General features: G+C 43.4%; 11 protein-coding genes. 1 reads left to right on the top strand and 10 read right to left on the bottom strand.

Annotation, left to right across the window (positions count from 1 at the left end; translation table 11 throughout):
* Positions 1–172: 172 nt before the first annotated feature.
* The 10 genes from DESOR_RS14510 to DESOR_RS14465 all read right to left on the bottom strand — a co-directional run bounded on the left by DESOR_RS14510 (position 173) and on the right by DESOR_RS14465 (position 14,835).
* Positions 173–3,121 (bottom strand): PEP/pyruvate-binding domain-containing protein, encoded by a 2,949-nt coding sequence (locus tag DESOR_RS14510; RefSeq protein WP_014185338.1) that lies wholly within the window; start codon positions 3,119–3,121, stop codon positions 173–175.
* Between the two features lie 21 nt (positions 3,122–3,142).
* The gene (gene gdhA / locus DESOR_RS14505) at positions 3,143–4,480 is read right to left on the bottom strand and encodes an NADP-specific glutamate dehydrogenase (RefSeq protein WP_014185337.1); all 1,338 of its coding nucleotides are present in this window, start codon (positions 4,478–4,480) and stop codon (positions 3,143–3,145) included.
* A 56-nt stretch (positions 4,481–4,536) separates the two neighbouring features.
* Positions 4,537–5,865 carry a 4-aminobutyrate--2-oxoglutarate transaminase gene (gene gabT / locus DESOR_RS14500; protein ID WP_014185336.1) on the bottom strand — a complete coding sequence of 443 codons (1,329 nt, stop codon included), beginning with the start codon at positions 5,863–5,865 and terminating at the stop codon, positions 4,537–4,539.
* Positions 5,866–5,922: 57 nt separating this feature from the next.
* Positions 5,923–6,153 carry a DUF2321 domain-containing protein gene (locus DESOR_RS31020; RefSeq protein WP_042331249.1) on the bottom strand — a complete coding sequence of 77 codons (231 nt, stop codon included), beginning with the start codon at positions 6,151–6,153 and terminating at the stop codon, positions 5,923–5,925.
* Positions 6,154–6,586: 433 nt separating this feature from the next.
* Complete coding sequence (locus DESOR_RS14490) at positions 6,587–6,886, bottom strand: hypothetical protein (protein ID WP_042331247.1); 300 nt, start codon at positions 6,884–6,886, stop codon at positions 6,587–6,589.
* A 130-nt stretch (positions 6,887–7,016) separates the two neighbouring features.
* Positions 7,017–9,164, bottom strand: a complete 2,148-nt coding sequence (locus DESOR_RS14485) for an acetate--CoA ligase family protein (RefSeq protein ID WP_014185335.1) — start codon at positions 9,162–9,164, stop codon at positions 7,017–7,019.
* A gap of 56 nt (positions 9,165–9,220) precedes the next feature.
* Positions 9,221–10,189, bottom strand: a complete 969-nt coding sequence (locus tag DESOR_RS14480) for an NAD(P)H-dependent flavin oxidoreductase (RefSeq protein WP_014185334.1) — start codon at positions 10,187–10,189, stop codon at positions 9,221–9,223.
* A 78-nt stretch (positions 10,190–10,267) separates the two neighbouring features.
* Complete coding sequence (locus DESOR_RS14475) at positions 10,268–12,514, bottom strand: molybdopterin-containing oxidoreductase family protein (RefSeq protein WP_014185333.1); 2,247 nt, start codon at positions 12,512–12,514, stop codon at positions 10,268–10,270.
* A 680-nt stretch (positions 12,515–13,194) separates the two neighbouring features.
* Positions 13,195–14,082 (bottom strand): SDR family NAD(P)-dependent oxidoreductase, encoded by an 888-nt coding sequence (locus DESOR_RS14470; protein WP_014185332.1) that lies wholly within the window; start codon positions 14,080–14,082, stop codon positions 13,195–13,197.
* An 87-nt stretch (positions 14,083–14,169) separates the two neighbouring features.
* Entirely contained in the window at positions 14,170–14,835 is a 666-nt protein-coding gene (locus tag DESOR_RS14465) for a nitroreductase family protein (RefSeq protein WP_014185331.1), read from the bottom strand.
* A gap of 380 nt (positions 14,836–15,215) precedes the next feature.
* Between DESOR_RS14465 and DESOR_RS14460 the strand changes: the two genes are divergently transcribed.
* Positions 15,216–16,664, top strand: coding sequence for a sigma-54 interaction domain-containing protein (locus tag DESOR_RS14460; RefSeq protein ID WP_014185330.1), 1,449 nt, complete (start codon positions 15,216–15,218; stop codon positions 16,662–16,664).
* Positions 16,665–16,683 lie beyond the last annotated feature (19 nt).

Raw genomic sequence — 16,683 nt, 5'->3', positions numbered from 1 at the left:
AGCCCTATTATCTAACTATTCTGAACATTATCAGTATATCCCCTCCTTAATAATTTGTCCACTGTTTAACAGAAAGTCGATGTGATTTCTTTGATCTAACTTTTAGCTTATGGACAATACTGATCAGTCATGCAATGCATGAACATTGCATACCGGATTATGTTAATGCAATTCAGTTCGGTTTGATAATGACTCCATGACAACCGTGACCATCAATCTTCACAGTCAAAGGGTCTTTCAAGCGAATCAGCCTGACATATTCAGTTTGCTTGAGAATCGGTGCCCTCTTGAGCCATGCCCAGTCAACAAATTCGGATTTATTTTCCTTACCAATATGAAAATAACCCATTCTCAGCGATATAAGGTTATGATGAAAATGACTCCCAAGGGAAGGTTCTACTTGAAGGGTCTCCCAGTCTGATTCAACGACCACTTTCGCTTGGGATATTTGTGACCAGGTCAGAGGGATTCCCAGCCACGGATCCGAGGAACCTAGTCGTCCGAAACCCAAGAGAAGGTAATTACGAGCTTCAATAAACAAATATTGATTCAATTCACCTATTTCTTGTCCAATAATCCTGGTCTTACTACGATCAAAAGTATCCGGATTAACGTAAATGATATCGTATATATTCTCATAGATTCCATTGCCAATCGTATGACTGCTTTTGCACATAACCTGATCGTCTGGATAATCATTGACCATAACTTCCTGTAATTCTCTTCCGGAAACTAACGGGCGAATCTGAAGGAAATAAAATTCGATCTCCTTTTTATAGTCTGCTGGAATATTGATAGCGAACTCAATCTCGATATCCGTGCCGAAGGCATTTTTTCCGAGAACAAATAAATCCTTGATAATATTGGTCAGTGGAAAGAGACCTAATTTTAAAACCGGAGCAAATGACACAACTCTTGGTCCGGAAATCATTAGGGTATCGCAGATGGTATCATTCTCCTTGGAATACGTACTGCCTACAAAACTCAAAGTACCATCCTTTTCTGCACGATCCAAGGTATATGCCCCTAAAGTACAGCCTGTGTCTTGGGAAATTTCGATAGAAGGATCGGCTAACTTTAAACCATAAAATTTGTTTTGAGATTTTTTTAAAAAATCATCCGTAGAAGCAAAATCGGGATTCATCTTAGGATAAGCAGGGGAAAAACGGTAAACTTGCTCTCCGTCAACAACAGCCTTGCCCAAACCTAAAGCCAGACTAACAATTCCATGTTCAGGCTGCATATAGGAGATAGGGTAAAAGTTATAGGATTGGGCAACCCCGGATATTACCGGATAAAAGACATCCCCATGAACATCTCCGACAATCTGCTGAATCAAAATTGCCATTTTTTCCTCTTCGATTCGTAAATCTGCATTTTTAACATAGCGTTTGGGAGACTTATAATAAACGGATGCATACACGAGCTTTATGGCATTAAGGAGCTGCTGCAAGCGGATTTCTGGGTCCTGATGGTTATTAGGCAGCATAAAAGTACTGTATATTCCCGCAAAGGGCAGCATCTGTGAGTCTTCAAGAATACTTGATGACCTTATTGCCAATGGATAGTGAATCTTATCGATTAAGATACGAAGTTCGTTCCTAATTTTTAATGGAAGTTCGGAGTTTAGGAACCTTTCAGCAATCGTCTCTTCCACCTCGGTAACGATAGCCATTTCCTGCAACGAATTAATTTCGAGAAATTCTTCGAATACCTCACTGCAAATAACAAAGGATTGGGGAGTTTTAATCCTAATGTTGTTATACTTTTTAAAGACTTCCGTTTGAGATAGGATAGAGTTAAAGAACGCTACTCCCCTGCCTTTTCCTCCAAGTGAACCACTACCTAATTTAAGCAAAGAATTGTCCATGTCCATTTTTGATTGCCCAAAATCCGTGATGACTCCTTCCTGAATGCGCTTAAAATACATTTTAATGACTTGCAGGATATATTCCCTTAGCTCTTCTGGGTTTTGAAAATCAGAAACATCCACACGACGGATTTGTTCTGCGCATTCAAATTCTGTTCTGGCTTTGAACCACTTTGAAAAATCATAGCGGCTAGCATGAAATATTAAGCTTTCTTGGGGCAGGATTCGAATAATTTCCTCAAATTCGTCGATAATAGATGCCCTGGCAATAATGCTCCCATCCTGTTGCCTAAACAAGAAGTCACCAAAACCGTAGTTCTCTTTTACATAAGTACTTAGTTCCAAAAGCATACTGGGAGAGTTTTTATTGAGAAAGTTGATCCCAATCTCATGTGCCTTATCCTCTGGCGCAAGTTCACTGGATTGAATCAGATACGGAAGGTATGGAATCTCCGCCTTGATTTTTTTCGCTAAAAGCAGACCTGCCTGCGAGTTAATTTGCCCTTCTTTCGGATAGCCCATATCAGATATTACTCCCAGCAAGTTGTGCCGATATTTGTTAAAGAACTCTATAGCCTCCTCATAAGTCTCTGCCAGTAATATTTTGGGTCTGGCCCGCATCCTCAACAGACGATGCAGATTATTAATACCCTTTGAAATGAGGTAGCTCGTCTGTTTCATAATTTCTGTGTAGATAATAGGCAAGAACTGAGAATACGCCCAAGGCGAGTCTTCAACCACCAAAATTGCTTGAACACCCTCTCGGCAATCAGACTCTAAGTTTCCGAGATCCTCTACATACTTAATGATGGCTAACAGAATTGTATTGTTTCCGGACCAATAGAATATCTTATCGATGGTTTTGGTCTCTCGAATTTCTCTAAGCAGTTCATTATTGAGTGTGTCGTAAGTAAGCATGACAACGGGTTTCCCAGGATAGGCTTCCTTAACGCGTTTTCCAAATTCCAGAGGGTTCATATCTCGAATTCTGGCCATGGTAATAATCAAATCATAGGTTCTTTCCCGCATTGCGGAAAACGCTTCTTCTGCCGAGGAAACCCTGCGAATACGGGGAACGAATTGAAGGTTCATATCTAAGTATTCACCAAAGATTTTCTCAGATAAACGACCGTCTTCTTCTAGCACAAAGGCATCATAAGGACTGGAAACCAGTAAAATCTCCCGGACCCGAAATTTCATCAAGTCATGAAAACCTGAAAACTGGGTTTTATAAAAGTCCGAAGTATCCATAATAATTCTCCAAACCAAGTCCTAATAAATACCTTGAGACATCATGGCTGCAGCAACTTTCTGGAAGCCGGCTATATTTGCGCCGGCAATTAAATTGCCTTCCATGCCAAATTCTTTGGCAGCATTCTTGGTCATAGTATAGATATTGACCATAATTTTATGAAGTCTTTGGTCAACTTCTTCGAAGGTCCAAGAGTATCTCATGCTGTTTTGACACATCTCCAGAGCAGATGTCGCAACCCCTCCAGCGTTTACAGCTTTGGCAGGACCGAACAAGACCTTACGCTCTTGAAACAATTTTGCTGCTTCAGCCGTAGAAGGCATATTTGCTCCTTCTGCTACCGCAATAACTCCATTTTCAATAAGAGCCTCTGCTTCTTTACCATTCAGCTCGTTCTGCGTAGCACAGGGTAATGCCACATCACATTTCAGCGACCAGATATCCCTGCAGTTCTCACCAAATTCGGCTTCCGGATGAAAGTTCTTGTATTCTTTAATTCTTTTTCTCTCAATTTCTTTAAGACGTATCATTAAATCTAAGTCAATTCCATTTTTGTCATAAATGTACCCGTTAGAATCGGACATCGCGACGACCTTTGCCCCATATTCCTGGCATTTTTTACAGGCATAAAGGGATACGTTACCTGAACCTGATATAGCGACAGATTTACCTTTTAACTCGAAACCCTTATCAGCCAACATCTCACTTAAGAAATAAACAGTACCATATCCGGTCGCTTCAGTTCGGGCCAGAGAGCCGCCGAAAGGAATTCCTTTACCAGTTAAAACCCCTGCTTCAGTAGCATTCTTGAGACGCTTATAATGGCCATATAAGAAACCGATTTCTCGGCCGCCCACTCCGATATCTCCAGCAGGTACGTCAACATCAGGGCCAATATGCAGAGCCAATTCACTCATAAAACTCTGACAAAATCGCATGACTTCCCTATCTGATTTCCCTTTAGGATCAAAGTCAGAACCACCCTTACCTCCACCGATGGGCAAACCGGTTAAGGAATTCTTAAAAATCTGCTCAAATCCCAAAAACTTGATAATCCCTAAATTTACGGAAGGATGGAATCTCAATCCTCCTTTATGAGGCCCGATGGCACTGTTGAACTGGACCCTAAAACCTCTGTTAACATGAATATTGCCAAGATCATCCTCCCACGGAACTCGAAAAATTATTTGTCTTTCAGGTTCAACAATGCGATCCAGCAAACGTGCCTCCCGATATTCCGGGTGTTTATCAATGACCGGTTCCAAAGACTCGAGAACTTCAGCAACAGCTTGATGAAACTCAGGTTCGCCCGGATTTCGCCTTTTGACTGTTTCGAATGCTTCTTTTACGTACGACATTAGAACAACTCCTTATCTGTTATTCCAAAAGTGTCGAAAAATACCAGTTATTTCTATTAAGCTCCTTGAACTTTCGCAAAGGCGGCATCTAAAATAGTTAAGGCCTTCTCAAGCTGATCATCCGTGATAACCAGAGGCATTAACATCCTAATTACATTTCCGAAAACTCCTGCAGAAATAATCACAAGGCCATGTTTCAAACATTCTTGAGTAATTTCAGAAGTTTCCTCTTTTGCAGGTTCCTTTGTCACACGGTCTTTAACCAGTTCAATTCCAACCATAGCCCCAAGACTCCGAACATCCCCGATTAAAGGATAGTTCTCCTGCATTGTTTTTAATCGATCCATAACGGTTCTGCCGATCCAAGCTGCGCGTGACGAAAGATTTTCTTGCTGAATGTAATCGATGGTAGCTATACCGGCTGCACAAGCAATTGGATTTCCTGCATAAGTGCCCCCAAGCATACCAGGTCCGGGAGCGTCCATGATTTCAGATTTGCCAACGATTGCACTTAAGGGCATCCCAGCGGCAATTGATTTTGCCATCGTCATAAGATCTGGTTCTACTCCACTATGTTCAACAGCAAACATTTTCCCTGTTCGGCCGAAACCTGTTTGAATCTCATCGGCTATAAAAACAATGCCATGTTTTGAGGCTATCGACTTCAGACCCGGTAAAAACTCTTTTGGCGGAACAATAAAACCACCTTCCCCTTGTACCGGTTCGATAATCATTGCTGCAATTGATTCCGGGGCTGCTTCAGCCGCAAAGAAACGTTCAAATTGTTCTAGACAGTGCATTCCACAACCCGGGTAAGTCGATTTATAATAACAACGATAGCAATATGCTGATGGGACTTTATAAATCTCTGGGGCGAAGGGGCCAAAACCAGATTTATAGGGTTTAACTTTACTGGTTAACCCCATTGTTAGATTTGTCCGCCCATGAAAAGCCATTTCAAAAGCAATAACGCCAGTCCTTTTGGTATAAGATCTCGCAATTTTTATGGCATTTTCTACGGCTTCAGCACCGCTATTAACATATGTTACTTTTAGATCGCCAGTTATCGGTGCAATTTGAGTCAGCTTTTCTGCTAAGTCGACCCATCCTTCATACATGGAAGTCATAAAACAAGTATGAATTAATTTTTCTGCTTGATCCTTTATGGCCTTAACAACAGGTTTAGGACAATGACCCGCATTTAAAACACCAATCCCGCCATAAAAATCTATAAATTCATGACCATCAACATCGATTAATAAGGCACCTTCTGCTCTTTCAATAAATAAAGGAGTTCCCTGAGAAATTCCTCGAGCTGTACAGCGATTTTTCCTCTCAATCAGCGCTTTAGATTTTGGTCCCGGCAGTTTAAGTTCTTGAGACACTTGAAACAACCTCCATTCTTTAATCTCAAATTAGTGTCTATTTACCGACTGAACTCTTTAACATTCTGCATCTTCAGGATTTAATTCAAAATACTCTACCATTTTTATTAAATCCTTAAATCTGTTTGAAGTCCAAGGATGTGGTGTTCCACATTCATGATAATAAGATGGCTGTACTCCTCTTGTAATCCCATGACATTTCATACATTTAGAGATATTCTTAACGCCACAGGTCTCGAAATCCTTCGTATTATTCTCTGTATTATTGATACTTGATTGGTTAATCATCTAATATGTCCTTTCCAAACATAATCTTACCCCTCCTTAAAATATGCCAAAGTTCAAAAGAATCTGAATATTAATGTTGCAATTTTCGTACCATCATTCTTAATTTACCCTATAGCTGATTGCTAATTGGTTTGTATAATTAATGTCTCGATGAAAGATGCATCTAGGCATTTAATTTCAAATTAGCCCCCAAGGGCTGCTCCAGAATTCGATAAATTTGCTCCATTTCACCATGATGCGATTTGGTATTGCATTGATGTTAAATCGCATTGAGGCATCCTCGACTCTCCCATCCTCTTAAATCGTAATAGTCGTTATCATACAATCTAGTTCCTTAACCAGAGTAGCAACCCGATTCACAGGCAATCGGATAGGAGGCTGGTCATTATTTCGGGAGGAACACAAAACGCCAGAACGATGAAAACCGGTCTAGTCAAATCGCTAAGAGGGCCCCAGAATAGGGAGCCCGTCTCAGCAGATCCCATACCATATCGCAACCTTGGAGCTTTCCCCGCCCATTGTCCGCACCAAAGTATATTGTCATAGATAAACCACTCAATTCAACGAATGACGACGAGAAGTTCTCCCGCTGCAACACGACCTCTGACCCATCGCTTTCCCAACGTTCATCGGCTGATTTTGAAGGATAATTACTAAAATTCTTGCTCTCCCAAAGAACTTTTTGTTGGGCAATTTTTTCAATATAGATTATTACATTAGCATTTTTATTCATTATTATCAGTGTTTAAATCGGGGAAAAATAAAAGCCGCAACCTCTTATAAATAATAGGTTTTTGGCTTCTAAACTTTGTCAGAATTATGGGTGTAAATTATTATGATATTCATTTCATGTTAAGGAAAAGTTATGCTTTTAAAACAATGACCGCATCCGCCGCAGCAACCCCGTCCGGATAGGCCAGCAGGGGATTAATGTCCATCTCTGCAATTTGCGGGAAATCCGAAGCCAGCATGGAAAGCCTTAGCAACACCTGTGATAGCGCCTTTTTGTCCACCGGTAGTCTGCCCCGCACTCCTTCCAGTACCTTTTTCCCTTTGATTTCATCCATCATTTCCATGGTGTCGATTTCACTGAGAGGCGGTATACGCATGGCTACATCTTTTAAGACCTCAACAAATATACCACCCAATCCGAATAATACCACCGATCCGAATACGCTGTCCCTTGATATCCCGGCAATCAACTCCGTACCCGGGGGCAGCATTTCCTGTACCAGCACCCCCCTGATATCAGCGTCTCTTTTATATTCCCCGGCAGCGGCAGTAATCCTGGTAAAGGCCTCCCGAACTTTTTCCGGACTGTCGATATTCAGCATAACACCGCCGGCATCGGTTTTGTGCAGTATATCAGGTGACTCTATTTTCATTGCCACCGGGCAGCCTAAGATTGCGGAGGCTTCCACGGCTTCCTCCGGACCGACAGCCAGTATCTCTTTGGTGCAGGGTATACCGTATGCCCTTAATATCTTTTTGGCTTGAAACTCCGTCAGTTTTGCCCCCGGAGCAAAATCGTCCAGATAGGCCGCCACTTCCTCCCTGGCGCCGGCAGGCAGTTCCGGAAAAGAAAGCTCCGACCCGTAGCCGATTTTCTTTTCATTATACCAAGTCAGCAGCTTAAGTGCCCTTATGGCGTATTCACCATCTCGGGATGCAGGTATAAGTTTATCATGCAGCTTTTCCAGAGTATCACGTGCCGCCTCTTCCTGGCCATTCACCAGATTTAACACCATTTTATCCGTGGAACCACTTATTTCGGCTATCTGTTCTATTATTTCAACTTCACCCAACGTTTCGGCCCAGTAGCACAGCATTAAAATATCAATACCGGGATCTGCCAGTATAATCTCTGCACACTGGCGCAATAGCGCAGGCTGGGTCATTACCTGGGAGGTGATATCCACCGGGTTAATACTGGAAGCGAAATCAGGCAGCAGTTTATCCAGTTTATTTCGGGTATCTGCGGATAATTCGGGAACTTCAAGTCCAAATTCTACGCATTTATCTGCCAGCATTACGCCACTTCCACCGGAAGTGGCCAGTATGCAAACCTTCCTGCCCTGGGGAATCTTACCGGAAACAAGTATGTTAAGCACTTCGTTTAACTCCTCCACGCTTTCCACCCTGATAATCCCCTTTTGCTTAAAAAGAGCATCGTAAACCCTGTCAGACCCAACCATCGCCCCCGTATGAGACGCCGCTGCTCTGGCGGCCACTTCGTGTCTTCCGGGTTTCATCAGCAATACGGGTTTTCCTGCCTCAATGGCCATTTCCGCTGCCCTGGCCAGTTTCACCCCGTCCTTCACACCCTCCAGGTAACCGCCGATAACCTTGGTGTTGGTGTCTGCGATCATATAGGCCAGGTATTCAGAAAACTCCAAATCAGCTTCATTACCAGTGCTGACAAAATGGCTGAAACCAATACCCCGTTCACTGATTGAGCTGTAACAAGCCGCACCAAAACCGCCGCTCTGGCTTATAAACCCGAGGAAACTGTCTGTAATCGTCCTTTCAGGAAGTCTGGTCACGGCAAAATTGGCCATTAGTGCGTTGTGGGCGCTGAAAATTCCCATACAGTTGGGCCCGCAAATTACCATTCCGCTTTCCCTGGCCAGAATGGTCATCTCCTGTTGCAGAACTTTCCCCTTACCGCCCATCTCTGCGAATCCGGAGGTAAATACCACAGCGGATTTAACCCCCATGGAAACGCAGTCTTTCAGCGCCGATATGGTTATTGCCGCAGGTACTGCAATAATTGCCAGGCCGATATCTCCGGGAACATTAAATATGCTGGGATAACATGGAATGTTGTACAATTCATTATACTTGGGGTTGACAGGATAAACCTTCCCTTTATAACCATTGGCCAGCAGCGATTCCAGCGGCTGTCCGCTCGGCTTTGAGGGATCAGCCGAAGCCCCGATAATTGCGATTGATTCAGGGATGAAGAGAGTCTGCATCGATGTTATACGTTGTTCCAAGGAAAGCTTATGCACAGTTTTGTCCTCCTTTGAATCTATGCTTGTTATGAAATTGATCCGCTATCTTCAGCTCAACTGAAAATGGACTTCATCCTTTCCATACCCTTTGCGGCCCCCTCTACCATTTCCTCTATCACTACCCGTACCGGTAAAACGTCCTCGATATTCCCGATGCACTGCCCCAGCGCAAAGGTGCTGTTTTCCATGTCACCCTCGATAAGGGCCTTCCTGCCGATTCCTCCGCCCACAACAGTCAGCAGTTCCTCCAGCTTGGCACCACGGTTTTCCATCTCCAGCACTTTTAATGCCGCCTTGTTTTTGATGGCCCGCAAGGGGTTCCTTAAGGACCGCAGGATAATCATGGTGTCGGTCTCAGAGGCGTTGACCATCCATTCTTTATAATTTGGATGGGCTACGCACTCTTTGGTAGCCACAAACCGGGTGCCCATCACCACCCCTTCTGCCCCCATGGCTAGGGCGGCCAGAAGTCCTCGAGCATCGGCTACTCCACCGCCGGCCAGGACCGGTATGGACAGAAGTCTGGCGGCTTTCGGAATCATTACAAAGGTTGTCACATCGTCAATACCCGGGTGCCCTCCACACTCAAAGCCGACGATGGTCACGGCGTCAACGCCTACCCTCTCGGCTTTCAGGGCAAACCTGATTGACGGGACCTTGTGAATTATTTTAATCCCCGCTTTTTTCAGGGCAGGAACGTATGCCTCGGGGCTTCTACCCGAGGTTTCCACCACAGGAACCTTCTCCTCTATTATTGCTTCCATGAACTTTGAGGTCATATCACCGGGGGTGGTTTCAGGGAGCATAGATATATTTACTCCAAAGGGTCTGTCTGTAAGATCCCTGGTTTTCCTGATCTCGGTAATCAGTTCTTCCTTGGTAGTATGGGTCGCCGCAGTGATGGTCCCCAGGGCTCCGGCGTTCGATATGGCGGCGGCAATTTCCGCCCGGGAGATCCACTGCATTCCTCCGGCAATGATGGGATGTTCGATTCCAAGCAGCTCCGTTATTCTGGTTTTCATATTGCTTCCCCCCTATATTAGATTAAACTAACATTATTCTCGGGCTTCATTTAATAACTAGACTTGCGGTACATCTTTTTAGCATCCGCTAGCCGCTTCCACCTTACACCTTACATAACGATGTAAGGGAGTACCAGCGATGCTGTCACGGTGAGTGTTTTTGGTCAAGCGATTGACACCGACCCCATATGTCTCCCCGTTGTATTCCAAACCAAAACCGTGGGGAATGATCACCATTCCGGGGCGAGTTTCCACTGTGGTTTCCAGTTCGATGTTCACCACCCCTGCCTCAGTAGTGACCCGGACAATTTGTTGATCACTTAGGCCTAACCGCTCGGCGTCTTCTGGATTCATGGCAAGGGCGCAAGCTCGTCGCCCACGGTTCCAGTCGGGATTGCGCATTAGGGTATTGGCATTGATGTCCGTGTGCCTTCCGGCTAAGAGAACAAACGGATACTTCCCATCCGACTGTAATTGCTCTTCTTCAGACTCTGGGGTTATGCCTTTAACCCATTCCGCAACTTCCGGAATATATAAGTTGATGCGATTATCATCGGTTTTTATGTTTGTAAAGTTGTTGTCCGGGTCTACTTTACCGATCCACAACCCTTCAGGGTGATCGATGATGGCCAGGAAGATGTCATCACCCATTGTAAGACCTGGTTTGAAGCCGACCCGGGCTGCATTTTCCTTAAAACTCTTGGGAACGGTCTGCAGCAATGCCCACATCCAGGCTGCATTAACTGAGCCCATTTCTTTGCCTAGGGTTTTCGCCACAACAAAAGGCATCGCCGCCATTGCCTTGGAGTCGGATTTCATATATGCGTATAATGCCTGACCATATTCCAGCCTGGATTTAGCCGCTGCGACATAGAGTGATTCCGGGATGTCCGGAATCAAACCAAGTTTGTCAGCCAGACGAGTAAAGATCTCACTCCCCTCAAGGGGTTCACCCTCTGGTTCCACGATGGGCCTGCGCATCTGGCAGTAAATCTCAGGATAATTCAGCTGAAAGTAAGTAGTATCCCAACGCTCGTAGGCGGAGCAATCCGGGAGAACGTAATCCGACATCTTGGCTGTCTCAGTCATAGCAATATCAACCGTGACCAATAGATCCAGCTTTGAGAAGGCTTGTTCATAGGCTGTTGTATCTGCAAAAGAACGAATGGGGTTACTGGAAGAGACGATCACTGCCCGCAGCCGTTCCGTATGATCATTGTTAATTTCTTCTGGCATAACGTTAGGCGGATGCATACCGAGAAGAGCAGGAAATCCAGTCTTCATCGTTCGCCAGTTTTTGGGGTTTCGATCATCTGTATGTGCTCCCATAGTCATTAAATAGCCAGGAACAACATTCCCTCCCGGTACAAAAAGCCGACCACAGATGGCGAGCAGAATAATTTCTAAATAAGTAGTTACCGTGCTATGCCTGCCCATCAATACCCCGAGGTCTGCATGGAGCGACGATTTGCGAGTGGCAAAAAGCCTAGCCACTTCTTTGACTTGATTGTAGTCCAGTTCACATACCCGACAGGCCTCAAGAGCATCAAAACCCTTAAACCAGGGGCTGATCTGCTCAAATTGACTGACATGCTCGTCAATATACTCCTGGTTTTGCCACCCTTCTTGTAGGATAATAGCAATCAGAGCTCGAGTTAGCAGTGCATCGGTACCCGGACGCAAAGCCAAATGAATATCCGCTTTTGTAGCCGTCTCCGAACGTCGCGGATCTATGACCACCAGAAGTTTGTCGGGCTCTTTGGACATCTGATCAAGAAACCGTCTGGCCTGAGGCATTTGATGGCTCATCATACCATTCCAACCAATAGCCAGAAGCATATCGGTCCGGTCGTGATCAGGGATGGTAAAATTGTATTGTCTCCCGATAGTCCGTCCATAGCCCCAGAACATTCCGGTAAGTTCACCAGCCAAGGCATTATAGTAATATTTAGAGCCCAGAGAACGCAAAAGACGAAGTCCGAATACCGCTTCAGAATGTCCTCCCAAACCGCCCAGCCCCATAAAGGCCAACGAGCGAGGCCCGTGCTCATTGACAATGGAGCGAAGTTTCTCCGCTATCTCAGTGAGCGCCTGTTCCCAGGAAATGCGCACGAAACCGTCCCCCACTTTTTTTAACGGGTGTGTAAGCCGGTCGTTGTGATGCTGATAATAAGCAATATTGAGCCCTTTCCGACAGGCATATCCCTGACTGCGGGGATTTTCTTTGTCTGGTCTGACCTTAACAATTCGATTGTTCTCCACCTGTGCCTCGAGACCACAATTTTGACCACAAAGTACGCATCCGGTCTTTTTCCATTCGCTCAAGTTTGACCCTCCTCTTTCTTTCAATCAAATTAGTTCCTTGCATGATCAAAGCAAATAACACCATTTAATTAACCTTAATGAACAAGTTGGGCATATTCTGCATCATCTTGTTTTATCGACCCCTTTCTAAGTTTATTCGCTAATATTCAGAGAAGATTCAGAACGTATTTATATAACCTTTAATATGAATGAATGATCATTCATATTAAAGGAATCCCTCTCCTTCTTCTCTCTGCGTTTTGAAACGTTTTCTTGGCCCTGTTATTTACCGTCCATACCTTGAGCGGAAAAGCCACAAGACAAATAATGGATTCAAATTACCTTTAATATAAATAAGTATAATTAGTATAGTATAATTAGTATAGGGTTGATAAGGTCAGCTGTCAAGTCACCGTGATGAATTGTTGGCATTCTCTTGCCTTAGGAAATCTTGTTAGGTCTTATCCAAAATCTATTGGTTTCTTGAGAGCATTCAAGGCTAAAGTATGCATTATTACGCTTAAACATTACGCCTTGTTCTTACCAATTTTGCAAGGCGAGTAGTCCCTCCCATGTCCGGTGAGAGTGCAAAGCGTACTTCAGAATTAACAGCTAGAAACCAGAAGCAATTATTTTTCCTAATGATATCTGGCCAACCATTATCCGTCTGTTCGGATAATGGTTGGCCAGACGGATAAATGTTACCGTTTCAATTTTTTTGCGTAATAAGTATAATCCAGTACTAGTTGATCAACAGGTGCTTTGTTCAGGAGAACTGCATTAGTTTCCTCAATAATCACGCTGGCGGTCAAATTACGGTGAGTATAAATATACGTATTTCCATAATCAATCTGCTTCAGTATCCTTTCAACTGCCAACTCTACTGTGATTTTTCCCATTGCATCCCCTTCTGGAGTTCCAGCTTTAGAAGGTGGGATTTCTTCAGCAGGAGTGTCAGAGTTGGCATATTCTGATGGGCGATTCACTTCGCAATTTGAAATATTGGTTTCGACTACTGCCGGCATCACAACTGAATATTTCACTTTGTCCTTTTTAAGCAGGTTGGCCTCCGCTTGATAACTTTCGACCAAACGGATGACGGCAGTTTTACTTACCGAATATGCTGCCCAGTTTGAAAAAGGTGCTAGACCAGCCGTTGAAGCAGTCGTAATGATCTGCCCTTGAACTGCTTGTCCCTCCATAAGTTCAGTGAATTTCTGCAGCCCAAACAACGCTCCCCACACATTAACGTCCATTATCCATCTCCAGTCACTAACTGTCAGTTGAGCAAGAGGAGTGGCCCTGAGCATGATTCCGGCATTGTTAAACAAGTAATTAACTTCGCTAAACTTTTTTTTAATCGTCTCAATGGCGGTATCCCAACTGTTTTCATTCGATACGTCGTGCTCAATGAACAAGGCCTTAATGCCTTCGGCATTCAACTTGCTTTCAGCTATCTTGCCTGCCTTCACATTTATATCGGTTATCACGATATTGCAGCCTTTCTTGGCCAGTGCTAAGGCGATTCCAAATCCAATACCATTTGCTCCACCCGTAATTACAGCAACTTTACCTTTGTAGTTCTCCATTTCTCTAACCCCTTTCGTCGTTAAATATTTTTCAACACTTTGCAAGGAGTTTCAATATTCATTATGGAGGTCGAACAACCTAATTACTCACACATTTTTATATCGAACTACATCCTTTATAGCCCGGCGGTCGATCCGGATCCGATTCTCTAAATGATCGGGGTCACCATATCCAATGGCGATGCCTATAATAATCTCTAAATCTTCAGGGATGTTTAACTCTGCGCGAATCAATTCTGGATATGATACACATTGCACTGCTATAGCAGTGTTCAGCGCCATCTGCTCAGCCGACAGCATTATACCCTGAGCAACAAGGCCCAGATCGAATAAAGACCATTGGGTCAGAGAGCGATCTCTGCACAAAAAGATCACTGCCGGAGCACCAAAGAAACCGAAACCCTGCGCTGCCTGTAGAAAACGTCCCTTACGGTCTTCACGGGCAATGCCAGCATTGGCAAGCCTTACTTTAACTACTTCCTGATAACGAGTCTTTAATGCTAGCGGCCAATTTTCAACCATACCTAACTCGGGAATGGGCTGAACACCCTTGGAAAAACTTTCTGCACAGGACGCCCGCAGCCTATCAATGGCTGCTCCGCTGGCAACGAATATTTCCCAAGGTTGTGTGTTCCCCCAGGATGAGGACTGATTGGCAGCCTCCAAAATGCTAAACAGAATTTCCTTGTCTACTGGAAGTTGTTTGTACGCGCGGCAGGTATAGCGCGAGTGCAACGCTTTGGTGACGTTCATTATTAACTCTCCCTTCAATTCTGTTTTCAAACTAATTATTACTAGAACTGAATATTCTGCAATTGTTATGCCAACTACGTGAATGCCTGTGAAAGCGCTCTTTATTAATCCCTATCAGGCGGGAAAAGGCCAGAAGTGAGATCATTTTCGAGCCCAATGGTTCATTTGTGATTCGTGGTATTCGCCAGGCTTAAGTAACTTCGATATTCAGGTAATATAATTCGTGCAAGGGCCTAAAGTAACAAACAATAGCCATGCTTTCAGCGAAAACGAATTTTTCCATCAGTGGATACCACGCAGAGTCTTATTTTGGTATAATATATTAAGAAGATTCTGTTTTTTTAATGTGTTAATCGTAAATAAAGATAAGGAGAAAAAAGTTGAAAAACGAGCAGAACAACTTTGATTTGCCCGAAAACAAAATATTGCATTTGTTTATAAACAACCCCTATGAAGGTGTTTTTTATATTGATGAAAATCGAATTATCAGATACATCAATGAATCCGTGGTTAAATACAACAATCTTACCAGAGAGGAAATAGTTGGCCACAGTATAGACCACAAGTTTAAAAACCTAAAATTCGATGTAGAAAATATTGATCGTGTTATTAAAACTCAAACCTATGAACCTTTGAAATATGTGAAAATAGATAGAACGAGTTTTATTGCTTCAAAGAGTCCAGTATACCGTGATGAAAAATTCGTCGGTGTATTTTGTCGGTACATAAGTATTGATGCTAAAGATGTAGGCAGAATACTCAACGAAAACTGGGTGGATATACTTTCCGGATTTCAAATGAAAGACATTATGTTAAACGTATCCCAAACTATAATGGAACTCAATTCGTATAAAGATGAATTCAACAAATCAAATAAAGCTTTGCTCGGCATCGAAAACATAATTGGCAATACTCCGATCATGATCGAACTTAAAAAAAGGATCTTGAAGGTCAGTCAATCCCCGTCAACGGTTTTAATAACCGGTGAAAGTGGCACTGGCAAAGAGTTGTTCGCTCAGGCGATACATTTCCACGGCGACCGTTCTTCTCATCCCTTCGTTAAAGTCAACTGTGCCGCTATACCAGAAAATCTCTTAGAATCTGAACTGTTTGGCTATGAGGAAGGCGCTTTTACTGGAGCAAGGAAAGCGGGCAAGATGGGGAAATTTGAGCTAGCCAATCAAGGCACTATTTTCCTGGATGAAATCGGCGATATGCCATTGATAATGCAGGCAAAATTATTAAGAGTATTACAGGAAAAAGTAATCGAACGCCTTGGCAGTGAGAAGACTATTCCTGTTGATGTGCGAGTCATAACTGCTACAAATAAGAATTTGCCCGCTTTAGTCGAGAAAGGAACTTTTAGAGAAGATCTTTACTATCGTATAAATGTGATCAATCTTCACGCCCCCCCACTACGGGAAAGAAAACAAGACATTCTTAAATTAGCTAATTATTTTGTTCTGGAACTAAATAAGAACCTAAATCTATCTATAGTAGGGATAACTTCTAAAGCACAAAAATTACTGGTTGACTATGATTGGCCCGGTAACATTCGTGAGTTAAAGAATGTCTTGGAATCAGCCATGAATTTCAGTTTAGGCTCTATGTTGGATATGGATGCTTTTCAGTACCTTCACAATTTGCATAGTATTTCGAAAAAATCCTGTGATAGTCAGATGCTCAAAACAAGATTAGAAGAAACCGAAAAGGAACAGTTGATTTCAGTTTTAGAGAAGTGTGACGGTAATCGCAAAAAGGCCGCTAGTCTACTGAATCTTTCAAAAAGTACTCTCTACCGTCTGATGGTAAAACATGACCTATTATAGTTGCCTTAGTAGATCAGTT

The organism is Desulfosporosinus orientis DSM 765, assembly GCF_000235605.1.
Taxonomy (GTDB): domain Bacteria; phylum Bacillota; class Desulfitobacteriia; order Desulfitobacteriales; family Desulfitobacteriaceae; genus Desulfosporosinus; species Desulfosporosinus orientis.
Note: the sequence above shows the minus strand (reverse complement) of the source record. Positions and strands in the feature narration are given on the sequence as shown.